General features: G+C 65.1%; 23 protein-coding genes and 1 tRNA gene. 15 read left to right on the top strand and 9 right to left on the bottom strand.

Going from position 1 to position 26898, the window contains the following annotated elements:
- The first annotated feature begins 23 nt into the window (after positions 1-23).
- Complete coding sequence (gene mprF / locus M2333_RS04575) at positions 24-2573, top strand: bifunctional lysylphosphatidylglycerol flippase/synthetase MprF (RefSeq protein ID WP_181559784.1); 2550 nt, start codon at positions 24-26, stop codon at positions 2571-2573.
- A 15-nt stretch (positions 2574-2588) separates the two neighbouring features.
- Here the strand turns inward: mprF and M2333_RS04570 are convergent, their stop codons facing one another.
- Positions 2589-3971: an AcvB/VirJ family lysyl-phosphatidylglycerol hydrolase gene (locus M2333_RS04570; RefSeq protein WP_264610993.1), complete on the bottom strand. Its 1383-nt coding sequence runs from the start codon at positions 3969-3971 to the stop codon at positions 2589-2591.
- A gap of 185 nt (positions 3972-4156) precedes the next feature.
- Between M2333_RS04570 and M2333_RS04565 the strand changes: the two genes are divergently transcribed.
- Positions 4157-4636 carry a PH domain-containing protein gene (locus M2333_RS04565; RefSeq protein WP_264610992.1) on the top strand — a complete coding sequence of 160 codons (480 nt, stop codon included), beginning with the start codon at positions 4157-4159 and terminating at the stop codon, positions 4634-4636.
- A gap of 93 nt (positions 4637-4729) precedes the next feature.
- Here the strand turns inward: M2333_RS04565 and M2333_RS04560 are convergent, their stop codons facing one another.
- Positions 4730-5263, bottom strand: a complete 534-nt coding sequence (locus M2333_RS04560) for a PEPxxWA-CTERM sorting domain-containing protein (RefSeq protein ID WP_264572938.1) — start codon at positions 5261-5263, stop codon at positions 4730-4732.
- 401 nt (positions 5264-5664) lie between these two features.
- Between M2333_RS04560 and folD the strand changes: the two genes are divergently transcribed.
- Complete coding sequence (gene folD / locus M2333_RS04555; RefSeq protein WP_264578979.1) at positions 5665-6561, top strand: bifunctional methylenetetrahydrofolate dehydrogenase/methenyltetrahydrofolate cyclohydrolase FolD; 897 nt, start codon at positions 5665-5667, stop codon at positions 6559-6561.
- A 54-nt stretch (positions 6562-6615) separates the two neighbouring features.
- Here folD and M2333_RS04550 read toward each other — a convergent pair whose 3' ends face one another.
- Positions 6616-7629, bottom strand: a complete 1014-nt coding sequence (locus tag M2333_RS04550) for an acetylserotonin O-methyltransferase (RefSeq protein ID WP_264610991.1) — start codon at positions 7627-7629, stop codon at positions 6616-6618.
- Between the two features lie 109 nt (positions 7630-7738).
- Here M2333_RS04550 and murI point away from each other — a divergent pair, with 109 nt between their 5' ends.
- From murI to M2333_RS04535, 3 genes are all read left to right on the top strand, one after another.
- On the top strand, positions 7739-8554 hold the full coding sequence (gene murI, locus M2333_RS04545; protein ID WP_264610990.1) for a glutamate racemase: 816 nt from the start codon (positions 7739-7741) through the stop codon (positions 8552-8554).
- 125 nt (positions 8555-8679) lie between these two features.
- Positions 8680-9900, top strand: coding sequence for a 5-aminolevulinate synthase (gene hemA / locus M2333_RS04540; RefSeq protein ID WP_181559791.1), 1221 nt, complete (start codon positions 8680-8682; stop codon positions 9898-9900).
- A gap of 174 nt (positions 9901-10074) precedes the next feature.
- The gene (locus M2333_RS04535) at positions 10075-10251 is read left to right on the top strand and encodes a hypothetical protein (protein WP_181559792.1); all 177 of its coding nucleotides are present in this window, start codon (positions 10075-10077) and stop codon (positions 10249-10251) included.
- Positions 10252-10261: 10 nt separating this feature from the next.
- Here M2333_RS04535 and M2333_RS04530 read toward each other — a convergent pair whose 3' ends face one another.
- Positions 10262-12382: a putative bifunctional diguanylate cyclase/phosphodiesterase gene (locus M2333_RS04530; RefSeq protein WP_264610989.1), complete on the bottom strand. Its 2121-nt coding sequence runs from the start codon at positions 12380-12382 to the stop codon at positions 10262-10264.
- 143 nt (positions 12383-12525) lie between these two features.
- Here M2333_RS04530 and moaA point away from each other — a divergent pair, with 143 nt between their 5' ends.
- The 4 genes from moaA (at position 12526) to M2333_RS04510 (ending at position 15760) form a co-directional block, all read left to right on the top strand.
- Positions 12526-13509 (top strand): GTP 3',8-cyclase MoaA, encoded by a 984-nt coding sequence (gene moaA, locus M2333_RS04525; RefSeq protein WP_264610988.1) that lies wholly within the window; start codon positions 12526-12528, stop codon positions 13507-13509.
- Positions 13510-13518: 9 nt separating this feature from the next.
- A complete protein-coding gene (locus M2333_RS04520) occupies positions 13519-14292 on the top strand; it encodes an NAD kinase (protein WP_264570410.1) in 774 nt (257 codons plus the stop codon).
- A 66-nt stretch (positions 14293-14358) separates the two neighbouring features.
- Positions 14359-14433, top strand: a tRNA-Asn gene (locus M2333_RS04515).
- 109 nt (positions 14434-14542) lie between these two features.
- The gene (locus M2333_RS04510) at positions 14543-15760 is read left to right on the top strand and encodes a glycosyltransferase family 4 protein (RefSeq protein ID WP_264610987.1); all 1218 of its coding nucleotides are present in this window, start codon (positions 14543-14545) and stop codon (positions 15758-15760) included.
- 75 nt (positions 15761-15835) lie between these two features.
- Here the strand turns inward: M2333_RS04510 and ndk are convergent, their stop codons facing one another.
- A complete protein-coding gene (gene ndk / locus M2333_RS04505) occupies positions 15836-16258 on the bottom strand; it encodes a nucleoside-diphosphate kinase (RefSeq protein ID WP_181559849.1) in 423 nt (140 codons plus the stop codon).
- A 443-nt stretch (positions 16259-16701) separates the two neighbouring features.
- Here ndk and M2333_RS04500 point away from each other — a divergent pair, with 443 nt between their 5' ends.
- On the top strand, positions 16702-17169 hold the full coding sequence (locus tag M2333_RS04500) for a hypothetical protein (RefSeq protein WP_264579037.1): 468 nt from the start codon (positions 16702-16704) through the stop codon (positions 17167-17169).
- A gap of 25 nt (positions 17170-17194) precedes the next feature.
- On the opposite strand, the gene M2333_RS04495 is transcribed toward M2333_RS04500, so the two are convergent.
- Together M2333_RS04495 and M2333_RS04490 are read right to left on the bottom strand one after the other, a co-directional pair.
- A complete protein-coding gene (locus M2333_RS04495; protein WP_264610986.1) occupies positions 17195-17632 on the bottom strand; it encodes a DNA polymerase III subunit chi in 438 nt (145 codons plus the stop codon).
- A 61-nt stretch (positions 17633-17693) separates the two neighbouring features.
- A complete protein-coding gene (locus tag M2333_RS04490) occupies positions 17694-19148 on the bottom strand; it encodes a leucyl aminopeptidase (protein ID WP_264610985.1) in 1455 nt (484 codons plus the stop codon).
- Positions 19149-19374: 226 nt separating this feature from the next.
- Here M2333_RS04490 and M2333_RS04485 point away from each other — a divergent pair, with 226 nt between their 5' ends.
- From M2333_RS04485 to rsmA, 4 genes are all read left to right on the top strand, one after another.
- A complete protein-coding gene (locus tag M2333_RS04485) occupies positions 19375-21735 on the top strand; it encodes an LPS-assembly protein LptD (RefSeq protein ID WP_264610984.1) in 2361 nt (786 codons plus the stop codon).
- A gap of 142 nt (positions 21736-21877) precedes the next feature.
- On the top strand, positions 21878-23248 hold the full coding sequence (locus M2333_RS04480; protein WP_413716517.1) for a peptidylprolyl isomerase: 1371 nt from the start codon (positions 21878-21880) through the stop codon (positions 23246-23248).
- A gap of 13 nt (positions 23249-23261) precedes the next feature.
- A complete protein-coding gene (pdxA, locus tag M2333_RS04475; protein ID WP_264610982.1) occupies positions 23262-24290 on the top strand; it encodes a 4-hydroxythreonine-4-phosphate dehydrogenase PdxA in 1029 nt (342 codons plus the stop codon).
- Positions 24287-25108 (top strand): 16S rRNA (adenine(1518)-N(6)/adenine(1519)-N(6))-dimethyltransferase RsmA, encoded by an 822-nt coding sequence (gene rsmA / locus M2333_RS04470; protein WP_264610981.1) that lies wholly within the window; start codon positions 24287-24289, stop codon positions 25106-25108. Before pdxA ends, rsmA begins: the two co-directional genes overlap by 4 nt.
- A 22-nt stretch (positions 25109-25130) precedes the next feature.
- Here rsmA and M2333_RS04465 read toward each other — a convergent pair whose 3' ends face one another.
- Positions 25131-25640, bottom strand: a complete 510-nt coding sequence (locus tag M2333_RS04465) for a tetratricopeptide repeat protein (RefSeq protein ID WP_264610980.1) — start codon at positions 25638-25640, stop codon at positions 25131-25133.
- A 50-nt stretch (positions 25641-25690) separates the two neighbouring features.
- Positions 25691-26884 (bottom strand): RsmB/NOP family class I SAM-dependent RNA methyltransferase, encoded by a 1194-nt coding sequence (locus tag M2333_RS04460; protein ID WP_264610979.1) that lies wholly within the window; start codon positions 26882-26884, stop codon positions 25691-25693.
- Positions 26885-26898: the final 14 nt, after the last annotated feature.

The following is a 26898-nucleotide window of genomic DNA, read 5'->3' as shown; positions in this document are numbered from 1 at the left end:
GCCCGATGGCCTCCGGGGGGCAGATGAAGACCATGACTCAGCGCCATCGCACGATCCTGACCATCGGCGTTGCCTTGCTGTTGGCCGTGCTCGGCTTCGTGGCGCTCAGCCACTTGCTGCGCGAGGTCCATCTGCGCGACGTGCGGGCGGCATTCCACGCCTTGCCTCCCCTCGCCTTTCTGGCTGCCGCGCTCCTCACCGCGTGCAGCTATGCCGCGCTGACGCTGTATGATGTGATGGCTCTGCGCACCATTGGGCGCCCGCTGCCTTACCGCACCGCCGCGATCGCCTCGTTCACCAGCTACACGCTGAGCCACAATCTTGGCCTCTCGCTGCTGACCGGCGGGTCGGCGCGATATCGGGTGTACAGCGCCGCTGGGCTCGGCGCCGGGGATATTGCCCGCGTGATCCTGATCGCCAGCCTCACCTTCTGGAGCGGCGTGTTCGTGCTCTCCGGTGCCATGCTCGCCTGGCGGCCCGAAGCGCTGGCTTATGACGGGATGGTCGCCCCGCCCGCTTTGCTGCGTGCGATCGGGTTCGTTCTGCTGCTCGCCACCGCTGCAGTCCTTATCTGGTCCGGGGGACGCGGACGGACGCTTCATGTCCGTCGCTGGTCTCTCCCCTTGCCGCCGGCCAAGCAGATCATCGCGCTCATCGGGATCAGCGCGCTCGATCTTGCAGCGGCCAGCGCGGCCTTGTTCGTGCTCATTCCTGGCATCGAGATCAGCGCCTGGCCGGCCTTCTTCATCGGCTATACCCTGGCAATCGTCGCCGTACTCATCACCCATGTTCCGGGCGGCATCGGCGTGTTCGAGGCGATCATGCTGATTGCCCTGCCGAATGTGGACCGACCGGAGCTGGTCGCCGCCCTGCTGGCCTATCGCCTCATCTACTATGTCGCCCCGCTGATTGTGGCGGCCATTCTGATCGTAGCGCAGGAGAGCGCGCGCTGGCATAAGCCGATCGGGCGAACGCTGCGCGGCGCTCAGGTCGTCGCCTCCGGCATGGCGCCACTGATGATCTCCGCTCTGGTCTTTTTCGGTGGCACGGTGCTGCTGATCTCCGGATCGCTGCCGACCATCCCCTGGCGCGCCAACACCGTGTCCGACATTGTGCCGCTGCCGTTCGTGGAGCTGTCCCACATGGCCGGGAGCCTGATCGGTGCGGCTCTATTGGTGCTTTCCGCCGGCCTTTACCGTCGCCTCGACGGGGCCTTCTGGCTCACGCGGCTCCTGCTGCTCGCCGGCGCGGTCTTCTCGATCGTTAAGGGACTGGATTATGAGGAAGCGGGCGTCATGCTGCTGATCGCGGCCGCGCTGCAATGGTCCAAGCCCGCTTTCTACCGGCGCACACGCCTGCTGGCGGAGGCCTTCTCGCCCGGCTGGCTGGCGACGATTGCGGTGGTGGTCGGCCTGTCGATCTGGATCGGGCTGTTCGCCTACCGCCATGTGGATTATCAGAACGATCTGTGGTGGCGCTTTGCCGAGCGGGCCGATGCCGCGCGGTTCCTGCGCGCCAGCCTTGCTGTCGCGGTGCTGCTCGTGGGCGTCGGCCTGGCCCGCCTGTTCGAGCCGGCCCGGGCCGAACGCGCCGTAGAAGCTGGGGTAGATGAGCCGTCCCCCGCCGCTCTCGCGCTGGCGGATCGGACCGACGCAAATCTTGCCTTCACCGGAGACAAGCGCTTCCTCCACTCGCAAAGCGGCCGCGCTTTTTTGATGTATCAGATCAAGGGAGCGAGCTGGATCGTGATGGGCGATCCTGTTGGCGCCGAGGACGAATGGTCCGATTTGCTCTGGGACCTGCGCGAAAAGGCGGACGCGGCGCAGGGACGCCTGCTGCTCTACCAGATCAGCCCGGTCGCCCTGCCGATGGCCATTGAGCTGGGCCTGCGCATCACCAAATACGGCGAGGAAGCCCATGTGGACCTCGCGACATTCTCGCTCGATGGCCCCAGCGCCAAGTCGCTGCGCCATGCAGAGCGCCGGGCGACGCGCGAGGGCGCGACGTTCGAAGTCATCCCTGCCACCGACGTGCCCGCCCATATGGGCGAACTCGAGCGCGTCTCCGATTTCTGGCTCAAGGCCAAGGGCCAGCGCGAGAAGGGCTTTAGTGTCGGTCGTTTCGATCGTGCCTATCTCGGAAGGTTCGATTGCGCCGTGGTGCGAAGTCAGGGGCAGATCGTCGCCTTCGCCAATATCTGGCCGACACAGACCCGCTCGGAACTTTCCATCGACCTCATGCGCCATGACGACGCCGCACCTTATGGCACCATGGACTTTCTGTTCATCCGCCTGATGCAATGGGGGCAGCAGCAGGGCTATCGCTGGTTCAACATCGGCATGGCGCCGCTCTCCGGGCTGGAAGCGCGCCGCCTCGCGCCTTTGTGGTCAAAGCTTGGGGCGTTTCTCTATCAGCATGGCAATGCCTTTTACGGCTTTGAGGGGCTGCGCGCCTATAAGGAGAAATTCTCGCCCGAATGGGAGCCGCGCTACATCGCAGGGCCTCAGGGCATCTCGCTCGCCCGCGCACTGATCGACCTGCAGAGCCTCATCGGCGGCAGCCCCCAGACCTGATCCATCGTCAGCGCTTCAGGGGCGCTTGCGAGCGAGGATGATCTGCGCCAGCAACGCCGCATTGCTATCGAAATGATGACCGCCCGGAACGACATATTGCTGGGCGAGCCCCTGCGGGATCTTGCCGCAGGCGCTCTCGTCTTCATCCTGCCCGCGCACGCACTGGACCGCCAGGCCGCGCAGCCGCGTAATCGCCGGAATTGTCGGCAGCCCGCCGCTATCGCCCACATCCAGCCAGCTGCTGAGGTGAAACTGGAAATCCGCCGTGCTGCTCAAGCCCAGCAGGGACACGCGCTCGATCTTGCTGCGGATGGCCGGCGGCAGAGCATCGACCATGAATGGGAGGGCATCCGCGCCGAAGCTGTAACCGATGAGCAGAACCCGCGGACGCGCCCATCGCTCACTAAACGTCTCGATGAGCGCCGCGAGATCGCGCCCGGTCCCGGCAGGGGTACGCGCGGTCCAGAAATATTCGAGGCTGTCCACGCCGACCACCGGTATCCCTGCCGCGGCGAGTTGGCTCGCCACGTCGCGGTCGATGCTCGCCCAGCCGCCGTCGCCCGAATAGATGATCGCCATCAGATCGCGGTTCATCGGCGTCGGCGCCGCCTGCACCAACGTGAGCGGCATGGTGAGGTGCGGGAGCGCGCCGGCGGGAGGGCGCGGCTGGTCGCGCGGCAGCAGTGCCATCGTCGCATCGGCGATGGCTTGCGGCCATGCCTGCGCGGCTGAGGGCAGCGTTCTCTGGTTCGCGCCCGGCGCCGCGCGTACGAAGGATTGCGTCCGGCCGACTTGCGTCGCCGTGTCCATGACGAGCCAGGGCACGCCAATCTGCCTGTTCGGTTTCAGCGACCAGCGGCTGGTCTGTCCGACTCGCGTAAAGGACGCGCCGCCGGTCGTGCACCATGGGCTGGCGCTGGTCACCTGCGGCGTGAAACCAATCGAAATCACCCCACGGTAGGGCGCGTTGGGCCATTGCGAGAGCGCGGCATAGGCCAGGGCCGCTCCCGTACCCTGGCCGATCAGCACGGGCTTGAGATAGGCCTCAATTCCCGAACGATGCTGAAGGTCCTTGGAGAGATCGTTGATCGGCGCATTCAGGTTGAGGCAGCGTTGATGCCAACCCTGAACGGTCTTGAGCAACGTAGCGGCCGAAACCGTCGCGACCAGCAACCCGCGCTGGCTCAAGCCCCGCGCGATGGGCGCGGCCGTCGGCGAATCCGAAAGGAAGATCACGACACCCTGCGGCGCACCGGCCGGCCGGTCGACATGCACGGCGCCAAAGGGCGCAAGCCGATAGGATGCGCCCGGCGCGGCGGCGGGTGTGCGCCCCTGCGCAGTCGCGCTGACCGCACCCAGCAATCCCAACGCCAGAAAGCCGAGCAGTTTCTTGCGCATGTTCTACCTCGTGTTCGATCCGACCGTCGGCGACCGCGTCGCCCGATGCCTCTAGCGGGCCGGAATACTACAGCGCCCGCTGCTCGGCGAGATGCAAGGTGGGCTCGTCGCAAAAGCGATCACTCACCCCTCTTGACGTGCCCCCTGCCCCGGCCGACTAGAGCGCGGCGAGGATGGAGCAGAGCATGACCGGCAGAGCAGTTCAGATGGCGGGATGGCAGACCGAGCATGTCATCGGATTTCGCCCGACCATGTCCGCCTTCCTGCTCAAATCCTTCAAGGGCTGGCTGACCCTGACCGGATCGATCCTCCTGCTCGGGATTCCGTTTATTGCCGTGGGCGTGGTCGCGCTGCGCTATCGCATGACATGGTACGAGCTGAGCGGCGAGCGCCTGTTCATTCGGCAGGGCATCCTCGCCCGGACGGAAGAGGAGATCGAACTCTACCGCGTCAAGGATGTGCGCGCGGATTTCTCGATCATTCAGCAGATGTTCGACGTTGGCAATCTGCAGATCATTTCCTCGGACCTGACCGGCGAAGGCGTCGATCGGCGCACCGTGCTGCGCATCAGCAACCTGGAAAATGCGCGCCATATCCGCACGGAACTGCGCAACCGCGTGGAGCGCGCTCGCAGGATCAAGGGCGTGCGCGAAATCGACATGTAAGCGCACCGGGCGCGCCGCCGGACCGTCGAGAACGGCGCGCACAAAAAAGCCCGGCCGTTTCCAGCCGGGCTTCCTTGAAATCGAGCGTTCGACTCAGGCGAAGCTGACAGTCGTGCGACGACGACGCATCATCGTACCAGCAATCGCAAACCCGCCGATCAGCATCATCCACGTTGCCGGCTCAGGCACAGGCGCCGCAACCGGCGAAACGCTGCCGGACAGGGCGAAGCGCGTGCCGCCATTCCACTTCACGACGGTCTCGTTCGAGAGCGCGAGCGACGTGCCATCAGCCGTGAGCGGGCTCGCGAAGACCAGCGAGATGCTCGAAATCGGCGAGAGGAACGATGCGCTCAGACCGAGGGTCGAAGACCAGGTGAAGCCAAGGGCATCGGCCAGCGTGTAGGTGTCGCCCGGGAAGTTGCCGAAGAAGCCGTAATTGTTCTTCGTGGTGCTGATCGAGAAATCGAGCAGCGTCGACAGATCGTTGCTGGTGGTGAACGATCCCGTCAGCGCACCGCCGCCGACGAAGTTCACGTCATCCAGCGTGAACGTGACTGCTGCAGAGGCAGGCGCTGCCGCCAGCAGCATCGCACCGAGCGAAGCCGCCGCCAAAAGTGATTTACGCATGATAGTCTCCCACATGTGTCGCTGCGACTCTGCAGCTGACAGCGAGCGACATAGCAGACCTTTAAAATTGATTAACAACGATATTAACCATTGCTGTTCTAAAATGGGCCACTCTTTATCGCTTCGATGGCCCAGCGCGGTAAGGCTACGCCGGGCCCATCAGGCATTCCTGAGAAAGCCCCAGCCTCGTTTGACTTGAATTATCCCGCCACTTATGGACGGCGCCAAAGATCAATTGCTTGGCTGCACCTGCTGCGTCGCGGCCCTTAAAGAGCAAAAGGCTCTATGAGGGTATTCCACCTGGGAGAGATCAAGCGTGACGCGCGCGACCGCCGGGCATGGGATCGGGACGAACAGCAAATGGGCCGACATCACAGGCCGCATCAGAAAGGCAGGATCGCGTGAACGCTCTCGCAACGGACAATCGGCCAGTGGGCGGCGCCAAGCTGATCGACGGCAAGACCGTCGCCCTCAAGATGCGCGACGAGCAGCGCGCGCGGGTCGAGGCACTTCAGGCGCGCGGCGTAACGCCGGGTCTTGCGGTTGTGCTGGTGGGTGAGGATCCCGCCTCCGCCATCTATGTCAGCCGCAAGGTGAAGGCCTGCGAGGCGGTCGGCATCAAGTCGATCAGCCATCGTCACCCGGCCACCATCACCAATGAGGAACTGCTGGTGTTGATCGGCAAGCTGAATGCCGATCCCAATGTGCACGGTATTCTCGTCCAGTTGCCCCTGCCCAAGCATATCGACATGGAGAAGGTGCTGGAGACCATCGCGCCCGAGAAGGACGTGGATGGCTTCCACCTTTACAATGTCGGCGCGCTGGTGGTGGGGCGCCAGGTCTTCCCGCCCTGCACGCCTTATGGCGTGATGAACCTGCTCAAGCATGAGGGCATCCCCATCGAAGGGCGCAATGTGGTCGTGGTCGGCGCATCCAACATCGTCGGCAAGCCGATGGCGCTGATGCTCATGGCCAATGATGCGACGGTCGCGATCTGCCATGCCAAGACGCGGGATCTCGGCCAGTGGACCATCCTCGCCGATATTCTCGTCGTCGCGGCGGGCGTCCCGAACCTGATCGTGCCGCAAATGGTGAAGACCGGTGTGGTGGTGATCGACGTCGGCATCAACCGCCTGCCCGATGGCCGCGTGGTCGGCGATGTGGATTTCGAGGGCGTGTCCAAAAAGGCGAGCCACATCACGCCCGTGCCGGGCGGTGTCGGCCCGATGACCATCGCCATGCTGCTGGAGAACACCATCCAGTCAGCCGAGCGGATCGCGGCCAATAAGGAAGGCTGATCAGCCTTTCAGCGCACTAGCGGATCGCCCGCCGGTGCGCTCCGCATTCATCAATTAGCCGACGCGCCGCGCTTCAATGGCCGCATAACGGTCATCGATCTGGGTGATCCCGGTCATGTCGAGCCCGGTCGCGCTCAGCAAGGCGCGATATTCGGCCTCCGTTCGCTCCTTGCCGCCGACGCTGAGCATGATGAGGTCGCCCCGGATCACATCTTCATCGCCCGGCCCGACACGGTCGGGCACGATCCGCTCGATGATCAGGATGCGTCCGTCCCCAATCGCATCCCGGCAGTTGGACAGGATCGTCCGACACCGCGCGTCGTTCCAGTCATGCAGAATGAATTTGAGGAGAAGCAGGTCCGCGCCGGGCGGAACGGCATCGAAAAAGCTGCCGCCGAGATAGGCAATGCGATCTCGAACGGGCTGCCCGTCCTGCCACTTGAGCGCAGCATCACCGAGCGTTGCCAGGTCGAAAATTTCGCCGCGCAAATGGGGATGGGCTTCGAGCAGGCCGACCAGCAGTGCGCCATAGCCGCCGCCGACGTCCCGCACCGTCTTCACGTCGGAAAAGTCATAAGCCCGCGCGAGAGCCCGCCCGACACGCAGGCTCCCTTCTGCCATGGCGCGGTTGAAGACATCCGCCCGCGCCGGATCAGCCTGCTGCTGGACGAAATGATCAGGGCCGGACGGCACGGAGGGCTCCCCGCTCATCACGCTGACACCCAGATTGGCGAAGCTGTTCCACATCCGCTCATTCCAATGTCCGCTCATGCCATAAAGCGAATCCGGCGCGTCCTTGCGCAGGCAGTCCCCGAGCGGCGTAAGCGAGAAGCGATCCGAGCCCTCATGCGTGACAAGGCCGAGCACCGCCAGTGCGCGCAACAGGCGCATTACCCCGTCCTCATCGGCACCCAATGACTGAGCGATAGCCGCGCTATCATGGCGTCCGGCTGCCAGCGCCTCGATGAGGCCCAGCCCAACCGCCTCGCCAATCACCTTGGTCTTCCAGGCCGCCGTGATCATGTCGATTAGTCGATGCCGCTCTTCACGGTCGATTGTGCCGTCCATCCTCTTCCTCCGTTATCGGATGCCATGATGGCAGAGCCGCCATCAGCGCTCAACCGCGCCCATCATCGACGATTGACTTGTGCGGACACGCAGCGTCAAGAGAAGCGCCATGGCTGAACCGACCCGCCCGCCTGAAGCGGCTCCCGTCCTGTTCTTCGATTCCGGCGTGGGGGGGCTGTCCATCCTGCGCCCCGCAACGGCCCTGCTGCCGACGATGCCCATCGTCTATGCCGCCGACAATGCCGGGTTTCCCTATGGCATCAAGAGCGAGGCGGAGATCGCGGCGCGCGTCCCGGCGCTGCTGGGCCGGCTGGTGGAGCGCTATCGCCCCCGCATGGCCGTGATCGCCTGCAACACCGCTTCGACCATCGCCCTCGCCTCGGTGCGCGCGGCGCTCGATATTCCCGTCGTCGGCACGGTGCCGGCGATCAAGCCGGCCGCTCTGGCCTCGAAAACTCGAGTCATCGGCGTGCTCGGTACCGATGCCACGGTGCGACAGCCCTATGTGGATCGGCTCGCCCGCGAGCATGGCGCGGACTGTACGGTCTTGCGGCATGGCAGCGCCGCTTTGGTCGCTTATGCCGAGGCGCGGCTGCGCGGTGCACCGGCCGACCCGGAAATTCCGGCTACTGCTCTCGCCGGCCTGCTCGAGCAGCCGGGCGGAGACCGGATGGACATGGTGGTCCTCGCCTGCACGCACTTTCCGTTGGTGGAAGCTGAACTGGCCGAGGCCGCGCCGCACCCCATCACCTTTCTCCACGGTGGCGACGGAATCGCGCGGCGGATCGCCTGGCTGAATGGTGAGGCGCCCTGGCCGGCCGAGCCGGCGCCGGGCAAAGCCGTCTTCACCGGCCCCTCACCGGACATCAACGCACTGAGCCCCGCGCTGCAGACTTACGGCATCACCAAAACCGAACTACTTTGAGCCAAATCAAAGCGTAGCGGCGCCACATCATTAGACGCCAATATCGACTTGCAAGCCATTATCAGTGGAATTGCGAGCCATAGACCGCTAGAGGCGCGGTATCGAGACGGGACAAGCTGCCGACCATGAATTATCAGCATGTTTTCACGCAGGCGATCGAGCGCCTGCATGGCGAGGGCCGCTACCGGGTCTTCATCGACATTCTGCGGAACAAGGGCGCCTTCCCCAATGCCCGCTGCTTTGCCGGGCATAACGGTCCGAAGCCGATCACCGTCTGGTGCTCCAACGATTATCTCGCCATGGGCCAGCACCCCAAGGTGATCGCGGCCATGGAAGAGGCGCTGCACGATGTCGGCGCCGGCTCGGGCGGCACGCGCAATATCGGCGGCAACACCCATTATCATGTCGATCTGGAAGCCGAGCTGGCGGACCTGCACGGCAAGGAGAGCGCTCTGCTCTTCACCTCCGGCTATGTCTCGAACGAGGCGACGCTCGCCACACTGGGCAAGCTGCTGCCCGGCTGCATCATATTTTCCGACGCGCTCAACCACGCCTCGATGATTGCGGGCATCCGCAATTCGGGCTGCGAGAAGCGCGTGTTCCGTCACAATGACGTAGCGCATCTGCGCGAACTGCTGGCCGAGGCCGATCCGGATGCGCCCAAGCTGATCGCCTTCGAGAGCGTCTATTCGATGGACGGCGACGTGGCGCCGATCCACGACATCTGCGACCTTGCCGACGAGTTCAACGCGCTCACCTACTGCGATGAAGTGCATGCCGTGGGCATGTATGGCCGGCGCGGGGGTGGCATCACTGAGCGGGACGAGGCGGCGCACCGGATCACGATCCTCGAAGGCACGCTGGGCAAAGCCTTTGGCGTGATGGGCGGCTATATCGCGGCCGACAAGGTGATCATCGATGTGATCCGCAGCTATGCGCCGGGCTTCATCTTCACCACCTCCCTCTCGCCGGTGCTCGTTGCCGGCGTGCTCGCGGCCGTGCGTCACCTCAAGCAGAGCCAGGTCGAGCGCGACGCGCAACAGGCCGCAGCGGCGTTCCTCAAGGCCGAAATGGCCAATGCCAATCTGCCGGTCATGCCGTCGGTCACCCATATCGTGCCGCTGATGGTCGGCGATCCGGTGAAGGCCAAGCGGATCAGCGACATTCTGCTCGCCGAATATGGCGTATATGTACAGCCCATCAACTTCCCTACCGTGCCGCGCGGTACGGAGCGGCTGCGGTTCACGCCCGGCCCGTCCCACAGCGAAGAGATGATGCGTGAGCTTGTGTCCGCACTGGTCGAGATCTGGGATCGGCTGGACCTGGAGTTCCGCAAGGCGGCCTGACCGGCGGCACGGAAAATCGGGCGAGCGGTTCCGATTTCCCACCCATTTTTTGCCAGCTGTGTTACACTTCTCGCGTTGAGGCGGGGAGTTTCGCTGTTTATCATCGAGTCGGCTGTGCATTGCAGCTGACGGTGCGCGGAATTCCGCTTTGCCCCTCGATAGGAGGGACATCCGATGAGAAAATTAACCGACGAATGCACGGACATGGCGAGAGCCATGCTGGATGCCGAATTGTACGCAATCGCGCGGCGCGCGGCTGCGCGCGAGTCGAATACGCCGCTGCAACAAGCGGTGAACACCGAAATTGCCCGTCGTAATCTGCCCTTCCGGGGTGAACTGCGCTACGGTTGAGCGCGCCGCGCTAGGTGGCGCTGCGCTGATTCGCGCGCACGAGATCGGCGAGCTTGTCGCTGGCGATGGCCGGCGAGCGCAGAAAACCTTGATAGCAGGTGCAGCCCGCCCGCGCGAGAAGCGCGAGTTGCTGCTCGGTTTCCACACCCTCCGCGATCACGCCCAGCCCCAGCGAGCGCCCCATATCGATGATCGCCCGGACGATCACGCGATCACGCGCAGTGCCCTCGATATCGCGCGCGATGCTCCGGTCGATCTTGAGATAATCGAGCGGCAGCGCCTTGAGATAGGCAAGGCTTGAATAGCCGGTTCCAAAGTCGTCAACGGCAACCTTGAGCCCCGCCTCACGCAATTGCGTGAGCAGCAGCGAGGCGCCGGCGAGATGCTCGACCAGGCCGCTTTCGGTCAGTTCGACGGTCAAACGCTCGCGCGCAAAGCCCGATGCATCGACGGTCTGGAGGAAGTTCTGCAGGAAATCCGGCTCGGAGATATCAGCCGCAGTCACGTTGATCGCTAACCGCAGATCGCGCAGCTCATCCGGCCATGCCGCCGCCTCCGTCAATGCCCGCGCATGAATATGATCGGAGAGCGGCAGCATGAAATCGGATCGCTCGGCGATGGCAAACAGCGCGCCGGCGCCGATCTCGCCATAATGAGGGTGCTGCCAGCGCGCGAGTGCTTCGACGCCGACGATGCTATCATCCTCCATCGCATATTGCGGCTGGAACAGGAGCTGGATCTGGCCGGAATCGAGCGCGTGGCGCAGGTCGTTCTGCAAGCGATCATCATCCACGATGCGGCTGGCTTCGTCCGCCACCCGGATGCGGATGCCGCCCTGCGCACTGCCGCGTCGGGCGTCCGCGAGCGCATTGCTTGCGCGGCGCAGGATCGTCTCGGCCGCATCGCCCGATTGACCGGGCGCAAGGCCGCAGCGCGCCGTCAGGCGAATGAGATAGTCGCCCGCGTTGAAAGGCCGACTGATTTCCGCGACGATTTGCTGCGCAAGCAGCGTTGCCCGCTCTACGGAGGGCAGCGCGGTTTCAGGCCCGCCCAGCACGGCGATGACGAACTCTGTGCCGGTGATCCGCGCCACCAGCGAGTCGCGCGGCGCCATGGCATCCACGAGCCGCTGGAGGCGTATCGCAACGCGAGAGAGCATCGCATCGCCGACCAGCCGCCCATAAGCGCTGTTGACCCGGTCGAAATCGCCAAGCCCGATCAGCAGAACCGCCGGCAGCCGCCCTTGCGCCAAATGATGGTCGAGCCAGCGGATCGCGCCTTGGCGGCTGGCAAGGCCCGTCATCGGGTCCCGATCCCGCCGGTTGGCGCGATGATGCACATCGAGTTGCTCGACCTCACCGCTAAAGCCCTGCGCGTCCGGATAGAGATGCTGGACCAGCCGTCGATCCGGCTGGGACGGGACGGCATGGGCAAAGGCGGAGGGCATCAGGTCGTCAACGGCGCGACGGATCGCGGCCACGGCCCCTGCCCGATCCGCCCGATCCAGCGCACGGACCAGATCGGCAATGCCCAGCCGGGCATGGTCGGCATCGGGCACCATGATCCGCAGCAGATCGCCCAGCGCAGGACTGATCGCAAGGGTCCGCTCCGCGCCATTCCAGCGCCAGAACAGGCCATCACTGCGTGCGACGGCATGGCGGTTGCCCGCCGCGGCCAGACTGCCGATCAATCGCTCGGCCAGCTTGTCGGCGGTGCGCAGCGCGATGGTGAAGCGGGTATCGTCGATCTCGCCATCAAGCAGATGGGTGGCGCCGGCGGCGATCAACCCGGGGACGTGCGGCGCGCCGACGTCTTCAACGAGCAGCAGCAAGGCGCCCCCGGAGGCTTCGACGGCGGCCGCAAGGGCCTTCACCATCTCGAGCGCATCATCCGGCGCCACACCCCGCAGATCGATGACCGCGATGCGTGCCAGGCTCCCGAGATAGCGGCTCTCGGCCCGGTCCAGCCGCCGCGCCGCGATCGGCTTCCACCCGGCCCGCGCAGCGCAGGCGGAAAGCGCGTCACGGTGCGCGGCCGAGAGAATGAACAGCGGCAGCCCGCCCATGTCCCCGGACGGGCCGGAGGACTGGTCGCCCTCTTCATGGGGCCGGGTTGCGGCAGGCTCTCTCACAATGGTCGCGATCCGTTCAGGCTTGTGGATTAGCGGACGGGATCGAGCGCAACCGACGCGCGATGGTTGCGCCTTCCCCCCGCATCGCCTAGCTAATGCGTATGGCGAACGCAATCGACAGCCTCCCCGACGCAGCTCCGGCCATGCGCGACAGTCATGGTCGCCGCATCGACTATCTGCGGATTTCGGTGACGGACCGCTGCGATCTGCGCTGCCGCTACTGCATGAGCGAGACGATGCAGTTCCTCCCCCGGCGGGAAATCCTGACGCTGGAGGAAATTGCGGTCATCGCCGAGCGCTTCATTGCCCGGGGCGTCCGCCGGATTCGCCTGTCCGGCGGCGAGCCGCTGGTGCGCCGCGATTTCGGCGACCTCGCCCGTGCCCTTGGCCGCCATGTGAAGGCCGGTCGGCTGGACGAACTGACGCTGACGACCAACGGCACGCAACTCGCGACCTATGCCGACATGCTGTTCGATGCCGGCATCCGGCGCATCAACGTCAGCCTCGATGCGCTCGATCCGGACATTTTCGCGCACGTGACGCGCGGCGGCGATATCGCCAAGGTGCTCGGCGGTCTTGAGGCCGCGCGGCAGGCGGGCCTCAAGGTCAAGCTCAACACCGTGGCGCTGCGGGATACCAACGAAGGCCAGATCCTGCCGCTGCTCGATTATTGCGCGGAGCAGGGCTTCGATCTCACCCTGATCGAGACGATGCCGCTCGGCGAAGTGGCGGAGGATCGCTCGGATCGCTTCCTGCCGTTGATCGAGGCAATCGCCCCGATTCGCGAGCGGCACGCTCTCATCCCGTTGGGTGACCGCACCGGCGGGCCGGCGCGCTATTTTGCCCTCTCCGGCCTCAAGACCCGGCTGGGCCTCATCACGCCGCTCTCCCAGAATTTCTGCGCCGATTGCAACCGGATGCGCCTCACCTGCCAGGGACGCATCTACATGTGCCTGGGGCATGAAGATCATATCGATCTCAAGGCCGCGTTTCGCGAACAGGGTGTCGCGGGCATCGATGCCCTGCTTGACCGGGCATTGGCTGCCAAGCCGCTGGCACATGACTTCAGCGTCGCGGCAGGCGCGCAGCCCGCCACGCGGCGCCACATGAGCGTGACGGGCGGATAACGCCACCTCATGGCCGATCGCAAACTTGCCCTGCTGGCCTCGCCCACGGACGCTGCGCAGGAAGCCGCGCGGCGGCTGCAGGCGGTCATTCCGTTCGTCAGCCTCAACGAGGCCGATATCATCATCGCGCTGGGCGGCGACGGCTTCATGCTGCAGACGCTCCATGCGCTGCTGGAGAGCCATCGCCGGGTACCCGTGTTCGGCATGAACCTCGGCACCGTCGGCTTCCTGATGAACGAATGGCGGCAGGACGGGCTGGACCAGCGCCTCGACAAGGCCAAGGCGTTCAAGGTGAACCCCTTGCGGATGCACGCCGTGACAGTGAGCGGCGAAACCTTCGCGATGCCCGCGATCAACGAAATCTCCCTGCTGCGCGAGACACGCCAGACCGCCTGGCTCGAAGTTTCGGTCAATGGGCGAGTCGTGATTCAGGAACTGGTTTGCGACGGCGCGCTGGTGGCAACGCCGGCCGGCTCCACGGCCTATAATCTATCGGCACACGGGCCCATTCTTCCGCTCGACTGCGGCCTCGTCGCGCTCACGCCGATCAGTCCCTTCCGTCCGCGCCGCTGGCGGGGCGCGATTCTTCCGGAGCGCAGCAAGATTCGGCTGCGCGTGGTCGACCCCGTCAAGCGTCCGGTCTCCGCCGTGGCCGACCAGCGCGAAGTGCGCGATGTCTCGCAGGTCGAGATCGCCGTGGATTTCGCCATGCCGCTTACGCTTTTGTTCGATCCTGAGCACACGCTGGACGATCGGATCGCGGCTGAACAATTTATCTCATGAGTGCTCTTGCGTTTCTTTCAAACCCGCTGCTATAGGCGCGGCCTCGCCGGACGAAAGCCCGGCTGCTCCCCGATAGCTCAGCGGTAGAGCATTCGACTGTTAATCGAATGGCCGTAGGTTCGAATCCTACTCGGGGAGCCACTTTCCACAGATCGCCGGCCTGCTCGGCCGGACCTGCCGGCCCGCACTGCCGCAAAAAGGGTTAGCCGCGTTGACAGGCTCGCCTCTCCGCTCCCATGAGCGGTCGGCCATGAAACTTGCTTATCTTCTCAACATGTATCCGCTGATCAGCACGACGTTCATCCGTCGCGAGATCGGCGCGATCGAGGCGCTTGGTCAGCCGGTCGAGCGCTTTGCCCTGCGGCACTGGGATGGTGAGCTGGTCGACCCGGAAGATATCGCCGAGCAGGCGCGCACGCACTATATCATCACCGGCAGCAAGGCGGCGCTGCTGTGGGACGTGCTGCTCACCTGCCTGCTACATCCGGTCAGGACGCTACGGGTACTGCCGCTCTGGTGGCGGGTGTGGCGCAACGCGGGGCGAAACCTTGTCGCCCATGTCGCCTATCTGCTGGAGGCCATGGCTTTCACCCGTCGCGCCAATGCGCAAGGGATCGATCACGTCCACACCCACTTCTCCACTAACGCAACCACCGTGGCGATGCTGGCGCGGCGGCTAGGCGGGCCGTCCTACAGCTTTACCGTCCATGGTCCCGACGAGTTGGTGCCCGGCGAACCCGCCCGCCTCTCCATCCGCGAGAAGGCGCGAGATGCGGCCTTCATCGTCGCCATCACCCGCTATTGCCACGATCGCATCGTAGCGGAGGCCCCAGAGGCGGCCCAGACGGTCCGCATCGTCCATTGCGGCATCAACCTCGCCGACTTCCCCTATCAGCCTGCCCCGCCCGAGAGCAGCCGAGTGATCTGCATCGGCCGCCTGTGCACCAACAAGGGCCAGATCCATATTCCGCCTGCCGTCGCTGCTGTGATTGGGGAATTTCCCCATCTTGTGGTCGAGCTGATCGGCGGCGGGGACGACGAGGACGCGCTACGGGAGGCGATCCGGGCACATGGCGTCGAGGATCATGTCATCCTGCACGGCTGGGGCACCGGTGCCTATGTACGGGAGCAATTGCTGGCCGGTCGCGCCATGCTGCTGCCGAGCTATGCCGAGGGCCTGCCCATCGGAATCATGGAAGCCTTCGCCATCGGTCGACCGGTGCTGAGCACGACCATTGCGGGCATCCCCGAGTTGCTTGACGAGCGCTGTGGCTGGATTTTCGCGCCTGGCGATGAGGACGCCATCGCCGAGGCCCTACGCGGCATCATGCGCGCCACGCCCGAGCAGCAGGCTGCGCTGGGCGCCGAGGCGCGGCGCCGGGTGGAAGAGCGGCACGATCTGTTCAAATCGGCCCAGACCTTGCTCGATTATTTCGAGACGGAAGCAGCCGCTGGCCGGCAGCATTAAACCAAACAAAAAAGGCGCCGGACCCGATGGTCTGGCGCCCTTTTTTAGAAGGCCGACGGTTAGACGGCCGTCCGATTAGCCGACGATTTCTTCCGGCTTGAAGAAGTAGGCGATCTCGATCGCGGCATTCTCTTCGCTGTCCGACCCGTGAACGCTGTTGGCTTCGATCGACTCGGCCAGTTCCTTGCGGATGGTGCCGGGCTCGGCATTGGCGGGGTTGGTGGCGCCCATGATGTCGCGATTGCGCTTCACGGCGTCTTCGCCTTCCAGAACCTGCACGACGACCGGGCCGGAAATCATGAACTCGACCAGCTCACCGAAGAAGGGACGCTCCTTGTGCACCGCGTAGAAGCCCTCGGCCTGCTCGCGGCTCATGTGGATGCGCTTGGATGCCACGACGCGCAGGCCGGCTTCCTCCAGCATCTTGGTGACAGCACCGGTCAGGTTGCGACGGGTCGCGTCGGGCTTGATGATCGAGAAGGTGCGGGTCGCCGCCATGAGAAATGCTCCGGTAAAGAAAACGAAAAAGTTGAGGTCGCGCGCGCTCTACCCGCGAAGCGACGGCCGATCAAGAGCAGCAGGCGTCCACGGGTTACGATCAATTAAGCGCTTTGAGTTCACATTGTTACAGTTTGCCATGGTTGGGTGCGCAAAGGGGGAATGGGAACATGCAGGGCGCGGGGGCGAAGGAATCCATTTATCGGATCGACAGGCATGATGACGGGTCGCTGCGCTTTCACAGCATCGCATCGGGACAGCACCGCTCCTTTCCTGATGCGGCGACGGTGACGACGCCCTGCCTGACCTTACCAGCAGAGGCTGCGGAGCCGGCACTGGCTCGAGCCGCTGCGCGTAAAAGCTCAACCTGCAACCGGGCTTCCCAATATCCTGCCATTTGCTGGCCGGACCTCGGACCGGGCGAAAGCCTGAATGCCTTTGGCATGTTCTGGAAACGCGAACTGGTGCCCTGGTCTGGACCGCCCCTCCTCCTCGGGCGGCGGACGAAGGGGGCGCCATTGTTCAACTTTGCCCGTCAAGTGGGCCTCTACCTGCTGCAGGATGGCGCGCGGACCGTCTATGTCGGGCGTGCGAGCAACGATCTCTATGCGCGACTCAAGACGCATACGACGGACCGACTTGCCGGCCGGTGGAATCGCTTCTCCTGGTTCGGCCTGCGAGACGCCAGTCAGCATTTGCCTTTCGCGCAAAGCGCGTGCTGGAGCGAAGCCAATATGCTCAGGACCATGGAAGCGCTGTTGATCGAAACGCTCGAACCGCCGCTCAACCGACGCGGCGGAGACGGGCTGAGCGGCCGTGAATTTCTTCAGGCCAGCGCACCAACGTCCCTCAAGAGCCGTCACGCAGAAGCGCGCGCCGATACCACCAAGAAGCCGCGTCACATGCGGTGAGCGAATCCGGCGTGCCGACGGTGCCTCAAGGCCCTTGGCGCCACCGCCCGCCATCCTGCTTCCAGAAGCGCGGCGTGACGTCCTCCGATCGACTCAGCGCCTTCCAGGCCAGCCGCGCACCGCCCACCGTGACATCGTCGAAAAAGTAGAAGACCCGATCGAAGCCCAGCGCTTCATCCCGCCACAGGCCATCGGCCAGCGCGACATGGCGCGCGCCATTGGCTGGATCGCAACTCGGAGCGAGGAGGATCGGCTGGACCTGCGGCATGGGTGCATCCGCATGATCATTGGCCAGATAGCTCTCCGGCCCAGCACTCCACAGACCCTCGGAGATACGGTCGAGCTGGTCGCGCTCGGCGGAAACGACCAGCAGTCGCCCGCCGCCATCGAGCACCCTGCGCGCGATGGCGGGCACCGTCGCCTCGACGGGGTCCCGGCTGAGCTGATAGAAATCCACCTGCATGTTGCGGCTCTAGCGCGATCCGGCCCGGCTGCGAAGGCCGGGCCGAAATATGCGCAAGACCTCAACCGGCCTGATAATGATCGCGGATCAACTGATCGAGCAGGCGCACGCCATAGCCGGTGGCGCCCTTCTCCCATGTCGCGCCGGGCTTGTCGGCCCAGACCATGCCGGCAATGTCCAGATGCGCCCATTTGACGCCATCCTGCACATAGCGCTTGATGAACTGCGCCGCAGTGATCGAGCCGGCATAACGCGGCCCGATGTTCTTCATGTCGGCAATGGGGCTGTCGATCAGCTTGTTATAGGCCGGCGACAGCGGGAAGCGCCACAATTTGTCGCCGCTCTCCCGACCGGCCGCAAGGAGCTGTTCGGCAAGACCATCATCATTGCTGAACAAGCCGCCATGCTCGCTGCCGAGCGAGATCAGCATCGCCCCGGTGAGGGTCGCGAGGTCGATCACAGTCTCGGGCTTGTAGGTCTGCTGGGTCCACCAGATGGCATCGCACAGCACCAGACGCCCCTCGGCGTCCGTGTTCAGCACTTCCACGGTCTGGCCGGACATGGTCTTGACGATATCACCGGGACGCTGCGCGCCGCCGTCCGGCATATTCTCGACCAGCCCGCAAATGCCGACGACATGCGTCGGCGCTTTGCGGAGGGCCAGCGCCTTCATCGCGCCGGCAACGGCGCCCGCGCCGCCCATGTCCCACTTCATGTCTTCCATGCCCGCACCGGGCTTGAGCGAAATGCCGCCGGTATCGAAGGTGACACCCTTGCCGACCAGCGCCAGCGGCTTGGCCTGCGCACCGTTGGTGCCGTCCCAGCGCATCGCAAGAATGCGCGGCTTGCGCACCGAGCCCTGTGCAACGCCGAGCAAGGCACCCATGCCGAGATTGGCCATGTCCGTCTCGTCCAGCACGCTGATCTCGATACCGAGATCGACGAGATGCCGACACCGCTCCACGAAACTCTCGGGATAGATGATGTTGCCCGGCTCGGCGACCAGTTCGCGCGTCAATGCAACACCTTGTGCGACGGCTTTGGCATCATCCACGAGCGCCGCCAGATCGCCGGACTCATGAATCAGCGTTACGGTTTCGAGCGTCGGCTTGGCCTTCTCCGCCAGCTTCGTGCGATAGGTGTCGATGCGCCATGCGCGCAATTCCGCGCCCAGCGCGATCCGGACGAGCGCGTCGGCCGTAAGCCCCGCGCCGTCGATCGCGACATGCTTGACGCCGGATGTCTGCAGCCGCGCCGTCACCGCGCCGCCTGCCTTCTCCAGATCGGCCGGCTTGCCCTCGCCCGTCCCGACGAGCAGGACGCGAAGAGTCTTGCCCGCCTCGGCTACGAACAACTCGACCACGGCCCCTGCCTCGCCGCCAAAGCGCGATGCCTCCGCCGCCTGCGCCGCCAGAGCCTGCGCCTCGATGCTCGGAGACACAGCTGCGCCCTTTGCGACCGGGAAAACGAGGCAGTCCATGTCGGCAGGGCGACTGGCGGAAATGGCGATGTGCATGGATACAAGCTCCTGGAAAGGAATTATGTGGCCAGATGACCTGGTGTGAATATGGAAGCGGAATAGCGCCTTGCCAGGGGGTATGCCACGGCAAAGGGACCGTTAAGCGCGATTTCACGCTTGGGAAGGCAATTGCGGAGCGGGCGCTGCAGTGCAATAGGGCAGCGTTGCACACGGCGCGCGCAGACCGCAAGCCGCGCTGGGAGAATGACGATTGGTTGCCACGATGAGCCGTGACACGCGCGAGCGGACCATGATGCGCGTGCACCTGTGCATCAGCGCGCCAGCTCTGATTCTGGCGATGGTCATGGCCGCGCCGGCCTACGCCCAGACGCAGGCCGAGCCGCCTGCGCAGGGCGAACCGCCGCTCACCATCGACAATGTGGCGCCGCAGGATATCCCCGCCGGCGCCGAACCGGATTTTCAGGACCGCCCGGCCAAGGCAGAGGCCGAGGCCGTGCCCATGCCTGCTGCTCCGGTCTCCAAGAACGAGATCAATTTCCAGGCGGACCGGATCGACTACGACAGCAATGCCGATATCGTGCGCGCCTCCGGCAACGTCCGCGTTGCCCGACAGGATGCCAATCTGTCCGCCGATCAGGTGGAGTGGGATCGCAAGGCCGGCACCGTCATCGCGCGCGGCGATGTGCTGCTCGTCAACGAGCGTGGCGACCGCGCTTATGCCGACGAGATGGACGTCACCGAAAGCCTGCGGGACGGCGTCATCGAAAATCTGCTGATCGTCACCAACAGCGAGAATCGTCTGGCGGCGGTGAAGGCCCAGCGCACCGACAACATTTACGTGCTGGACAAGGCGGCGTTCACGCCCTGCAAGGTGGAGACAGTCAAGGGCTGCCCCAAGGAGCCGACCTGGCAAATCCAGGCCGATCGCGTCATTCTGGACGAGGCTCGCCAGCGGGTGCGCTATGAGAATGCGCGCGTCAGCATGTTCGGCCTGCCCCTGCTTCCCCTGCCGGGCCTGCGCCACAGCATTGGCGATGAAGGCAGCAGCGGCTTGCTGGTGCCGGATATCGGCTATGATCGGCGCAACGGCGTGCAATATGTACAGCCCTATTACTGGCGGCTTGCGCCCAATCGCGATCTGACGCTGACGCCCTATGTCTACAGCGCGGTGCTGCCGATGCTCGGCGCCAGCTATCGCGCACTCCTGCCCAAGGGCGCCTATCAGATCACCGGCTACGGCACGGTCAGCGCCGTTACGCCGGTCACGGGCGAAACCGATGTCACTAGCGATGAGCGTCTGCGCGGCTACATCGCTGCGAGCGGCAAATTCCAGTTCGACCCGCTCTGGTCGTTGACCGGATCGCTGCGTTACGCATCCGACCGCACCTTCCTCAATCGCTATGACCTGAGCCACGAGGACCGTCTGCGCTCCACGCTCAATCTGGAGCGGATCGGCACGCGCAGCTATCTCTCGATTGCCGGCTGGGCCTTTCAGTCATTGCGCTCGGGGGACCGGGCCGGTCAGGTTCCCATCGCCATTCCGGCCATCGACTACCGCCTTCGGACCACCGATCCGCTATTCGGGGGACGAGTGGAACTGCAGGCCAACAGCCTGTCGATCCTCCGCACAGACGGGCAGGATACCCAGCGCGCGTTCGTCGGCTTCACCTGGAAGCAGAGCCGGCTGACCGGCATGGGACAGGAGGTCTCGTTGACCGCCTATGCCCGCGGCGACGTCTATAACAGCGCGCAGAATGATCTCTCGCCAACGGTAGTCTATCGCGGTGAGGAAGGCTGGCAGACGCGAGGAATCGCCGCGTTGGCGCTGGATGTGCGCTGGCCGTTCATCGGGCAGGCTTTTGGCGGCACCCAGCGCCTGACACCACGCATCCAGCTGGTTGCCGCGCCGCGCCTCGCCAACCTGAATGTACCCAACGAGGATGCCCGCGCGATTGACCTGGAGGATTCCAACCTCTTCGCGCTCAATCGCTTCCCCGGCTATGACCGCTTCGAGGATTCGACCCGCATCACCTATGGGTTCGACTACCGCTTCGACGTGCCGAATTTCTCGTTCGATACCACCGTCGGCCAGAGCTACCGCATCGATGACCGCCCGTCCCTGCTGCCCAATGGCACCGGCCTGTCCGATCGGCTGTCGGACATCGTTGGCCGTTCGGAAATCCGCTACAAGGATTTCCTGTCCTTCACCCACCGCTTCCGGCTCGACAAGGATGGCTTCGCCGTCCGACGCAACGAGATCGAGGCGACGGTCGGCACGCGCCGCACTTATGCCGAAGTCGGCTATCTGCGGCTGGACCGGAACATCACGTCAGGCGTCGAGGATCTGCGCGATGTCGAGGAAATCCGCCTCGCGGCGCGCGTCGCCTTTGCGCGCTTCTGGTCGGTATTCGGCTCGACCAACATCGATCTGACCGGCCAGCGGGACGATCCGACGAGTACCCTGTCCGGCTTCGAGCCGGTGCGTCACCGCCTCGGCATCGCCTATGAGGATGACTGCCTGGAACTCGGCTTCACCTGGCGGCGCGATTACCAGACGGTCGGCGATGCCCGTCGCGGCAATTCGTTTCAACTGCGGCTGGTATTTAAGAATCTCGGCCTGTAAAGACTCCAGCTTCGCAAAGGGTGTGAAGGCCGGGCGTCATCCGTCGCTCAGGCCCGGTTCAGCCGCCGCGCATTAATCCGCCGGGCAGGTCCGCGGCCTCTTGAGGCCGCCTGCTTCTGAATGGAGAGCAAGTTTGACTGACGTGAACAGCGTGAAAAGGATTTCCTCCCGTTTCACCGCCCGGATTCTTGCAGGCGCCGCGACGGGCCTTTTGGCGTGCTCAGCAATCGCTCAAACGCCGGAAAGCCAGGCTGAGGATGCCGCCGGGGCGACCGCGTCCGCGCTCGATATTCCCGCCTCGGTGGTGCTCTTCGGCAAGCGCGACCCCAATGTCCGCACCGCGACAGCGCTGGTGAACGGCGAGGTCATTACCCAGACGGATGTGGAGCAGCGGCTCGCACTGGTGGTTCTCGCCAATGGCGGCAATGTCAGTGCCGAGGAAAAGGACCGTCTGCGCCTGCAGGTGCTGCGCAACCTCATCGACGAGACGCTGCAGATTCAGGAGGCAGCGGCCAAGGATATTCGCGTCCCCGCCGCCGAGCTTGACGAGAACTTCGCCCGCGTCGCCGCGAACTTCCGCTACACGCCGGACAATTTCGCAAAATATCTTGCCGCACAGGGCTCATCCGCGCGCAGCATCCGGCGCCAGATCGAAGGCGAGGTCGCGTGGAGCCGCCTGCTGCGGCGTCAGGTCCAGCCTTTCGTGAACGTCTCCGAGGACGAGGTCCGCTCGACCTATGAGCGTCTCCAGGCCGCCAAGGGCAAGGAAGAGTTCCACATCGGCGAGATCTATCTCTCCGCCAACCCGTCGAACAGCCAGCAGGTGGCCGAGAACGCCCAGAAGATCATGGCGCAGATTCGCCAGGGTGGCTCGTTCCAGGCCTATGCGCGGCAATATTCGGAAGCATCGACCGCTGCGGTCGGCGGTGATCTGGGCTGGGTGCGCGCCGCGCAGCTGCCCGAGCCGCTGGCGGAAGCCGCCCAGCAGCTCCAGGTCGGCCAGATCGCCGGCCCGATTGCCATTCCGGGCGGATTTTCGCTCGTCTATCTGATCGACAAGCGCCAGGTGCTGATGGCCGACGCGCGCGACGCCGTGCTCAGCCTCAAGCAGGTCGCCATCGACTTCCCCGCCGGCACATCGGCGGCCGAAGCCCAGCGCCGGGCCAACGCCTTCGGTGAGGCGCTCAAGAAGCTTCAGGGCTGCGGATCGGTAGAGGCGATGGCCAAGGGCGTTGGCGCGACCGTCATCGAAAACGATATTCAGGCGCGCAACCTGCCCCCGCAGCTCCAGTCCATCCTGCTCTCGATGCAGGTCGGCGAATCCACGCCGCCCTTCGGCTCGGCAACGGAAGGTGTCCGCGCGCTCGTTTTGTGCGGCCGGGACGATCCGCCAGACGCGAGCGCGCCCTCGGTGGAGTCGATCATGGCGCAGATGGAGGAAGACCGCGTAAACAAGCGTGCACGCACATATCTGCGCGACCTCCGTCGCGATGCGGTGATCGACTATAACTGACGTCTTCCGCACGATGTATTCCGCGTCCGCGCTGCCGCGGCCGATCGCGATATCGTTGGGCGATCCCGCAGGGATCGGCCCGGAGGTTACCGCGAAAGCCTGGGAAGCCCGGGACGCGCACAATCTTCCGCCTTTCTTTGCGGTCGGTGACAGCGCCGCCATCGCTACGGTCTGGCAAGGCCCGGTGGCGATGATCGGCGACCCGATCGAAGCCGATGCGGTGTTCGGCAAGGCGCTGCCCTGCCTGCAGGTCGCCGACGCCGGTGAGGTCATCCCCGGCCAGCCCTCGATCGACGGCGCGCGCTGCGCGTTCCAGGCGCTGGAAGCGGCGACCGGCTTGGTCAGGGCAGAAAGCGCCAGCGCCCTGGTGACCGCGCCTGTTTCCAAATCCCAGCTATCGCAAGTCGGCTTCACGCACCCCGGCCAGACCGAGTTCGTGGCCGAGCGCTGCGGCGTCTCGCGCGGCAATGTGGTGATGATGCTGGCCGGTCCGTCGCTGCGGGTCGTGCCGCTCACCATCCACATTCCCTATACGGAAGTCCCCGAGGCGCTCACCGCCGCGCTGATCCGCTCTCGGGCGCTGGCCACCGCGCGCGGTCTCAAGCGTCTGTTCGGCATCGAAAATCCGCGCCTCGCCATGGCCGGCCTCAATCCGCATGCGGGTGAGAACGGCATGCTCGGCAGTGAGGAGACGGCGCTGATCGCCCCGGTGCTCGACCAGCTGCGCGAGGATGGGCTCGACATCTCCGGGCCGCATTCGCCGGACGCCTTGTTCACGCCCCGCGCCCGTGCGCTCTACGATGCGGCCTTGTGCTGCTATCACGATCAGGCCTTGATCCCCATCAAGGCGCTGGACTTTGACGAGGGCGTCAACATCACGCTGGGCCTGCCGATCGTGCGGACATCGCCCGACCATGGCACGGCGTTCGATCTGGCCGGCAAGGATCAGGCGCATCCCGGCGCGATGATCGCCGCCATTCGCATGGCGCAACAGGCCGAGCTCAATCGCCGCGCCTGGGTCGATCCCTGCCAGCCCTCATGACCCCACTTCCACCGCTGCGCGAGGTCATTGCCACGCATGGCCTGCGGGCCAGCAAGGCGCTGGGCCAGAACTTCCTGCTGGACGAGCAGTTGCTGGATCGCATCGCCGCGATTCCGGGGGATCTGACAGGCGCGCGCGTATTCGAGGTTGGCCCCGGTCCCGGCGGGCTGACCCGCGCTCTCCTTCGCGCCGGCGCCCAGGTCACGGCCGTCGAACGTGACGCCCGCTGCATTCCGGCGTTGGCCGAAGTTGCAGCGGCCTTTCCTGGCCAGTTGCGCGTCATCGAGGATGATGCTTTGCGGGTCGACCCCGTGGAGGCCTGCGGCGGACCGGCGCATATCGTCGCGAACCTGCCTTATAATATCGGAACGGCTTTGCTCGTCGGCTGGCTGGAGAGCGGCGTGTGGCCGCCCTGGTGGCTCTCCGCCTCGCTCATGTTCCAGGCTGAGGTAGCCGAGCGGATCGTCGCGCAGCCCGGCAGCGATGCCTATGGGCGGCTCGCGGTACTGGCCCAGTGGCGCAGCCGCGCACGCATCGCGATGAAAGTCCATCGCTCGGCCTTTACGCCGCCGCCCAAGGTCATGTCCGCCGTGGTCCATATCGCCCCGGCCGACGCGCCCGGCGGCGTCGAGGTCGCAACGCTCAGCCGGTTGACGGCCGCCGCCTTCGGTCAGCGGCGCAAGATGCTCCGGCAGAGCCTCAAGGGGCTGCCCGGCGCGCTGGATGCTTTGACGGAAGCCGGGATCGACCCCAGCCGCCGCGCTGAGACACTCAGCGTGGACGATTTCGTGATGCTCGCGCGCCTGATGGGGCGCTGAGCAGCTTTATATATCGCGGAATTTACTGCTGTTCGACCTTCGGCGCGTTGGTCACCGCCTCGGCCGTCGTCACCGGCGGCTTGGTCGTAGCGATCGCGGAGGCCAGCTGATCCGCACTGGCACATTGCGTCTCGCAGAGGAGGCGCAGCTTGGCGAGCGTCTCGCGCGCGCTTTCCACCGCGCCCTTGTCCAGCATCGCGAGCCCTTCGCCTTGCAGTGCCGCCTGATTGCCGGGCTCCAGATCCAGCGCGCGACCATAATAGCGGATCGCCTTGCCGGGGAGCTTCTGGGCGCGGGCGATCTTGGCCAGCGACATGAAGATACCGGGCTGATCGGGCGCCAGAAGCAGCGCAGTTTCGTAGGCATCGCGGGCCTTGGTAAGATCGCCGGCATCTGCCGCCGCCTTGCCCTTCGCCATCCACTCGACTGCGCGCGGGCTGGGCGCGGGCGTCGCGCTCTGCTGGGAAAATCCACTGCTCGCCGACAGGGCAAGCGCACTCGCAAGTAATATGGAGGCGGGGGTAAACCGCATGATTGTCTCCCAGATCGAGCCCTGCGCAACAGACGCCATGGGCGACGACGCTAGCATGGTTTTTCAAGCACCGCGAAGAAAAAGCCGTCGGTTCCGTCATGTGCGGGCGTGAGCATTGTGCCCTCGCCCCATGAACGTCCCGGCGCCTTCCCCGACCCAGCAGAGTGTACCGGCTGCCATAGGGGATCGGTCCTGACGATTTGCTGAATTTGATCGCGCCCTTCCCGGTCGATCAACGAGCAGACCGCATAGACCAAGCGCCCGCCCGGCTTCACCAGCGGTAGCGCGAGCCGCAGCAGCCGCGCCTGAAGCGCAACCACGCGGTCCAGCCGCGCCGGCGTTAGCCGCCAGCGCGCCTCGGGGTTGCGTCGCCAGGTGCCCGATCCACTGCAGGGCGCATCGATCAAGACGACGTCGCACTGCCCGACGAGCGGCTTGAGCGCCGCTTCCTCCCGAGCAGAATCGAGCAGCAGCGTTTCGATCTGTCCGCCATAGCCGGCGCGCTCGGCACGCGGCGTCAACCGCGCGAGACGGTCTCGCACAGCATCGGCCGCGATCAGGCGGCCAACAAGAGCGCCGTTCTTGATCATGTCCGCAGCCAGAGCGAGCGTCTTGCCCCCTGCCCCGGCGCATAGATCGAGCGCAGTCAGGCCGGGCGTGGCGTGACAAGCCTGCGCGATCAGCTGGCTCCCGGCATCCTGCACCTCGGCCAAGCCATCATCGGGCACGTCCGTGCCGGCCGGCAGCGCATAGCCATATGTCGTCGCCTCAATCGGCCGGGCCTCAGTCCAACGCGCCAAAATATCCGCATCGCTCGCCTTCAGCGGGTTACGCCGAACGTGGAGAGGCGCACGGTCAAGCAGCGCCGCCTGCTCGGCCTCATCGACCAGCCCGGCAAAGGCCGCGGCGACCCAGCCCGGCAGGCGCGAGCCATCCGGCCCGCGTTCCGCCTCGCCCAAGGGCGTCGGCGCATGGGCCGAGCCATCAAACAGCGCCGCCAGCGCCGCATCCTCGCGCGCCAGACCCGCCATGGCCGCACGGCCGGAGGATGGCGGATCGCCATAGGCCCGCACCGCGCGATAGACGAGATCGCGCACCGCCCGGCGATCCTTCGATCCGGCATAGCGGCGCTCACGGAAATAGCGGGCGATTAGCGTATCGGCGGCGGCGCCATCACCGCGCGCACTGGCGATGATGAGATCGAGCAGATCGATTGCGGCCTGCACCCGTGCGGCAGGCGTCATAACGCTGCCCCCAA

Source organism: Sphingobium sp. B11D3B, from assembly GCF_025961735.1.
Lineage (GTDB): Bacteria > Pseudomonadota > Alphaproteobacteria > Sphingomonadales > Sphingomonadaceae > Sphingobium.
The sequence above is the reverse complement of the archived record's forward strand: the minus strand, read 5'-3'. Positions and strand labels throughout refer to the sequence as shown.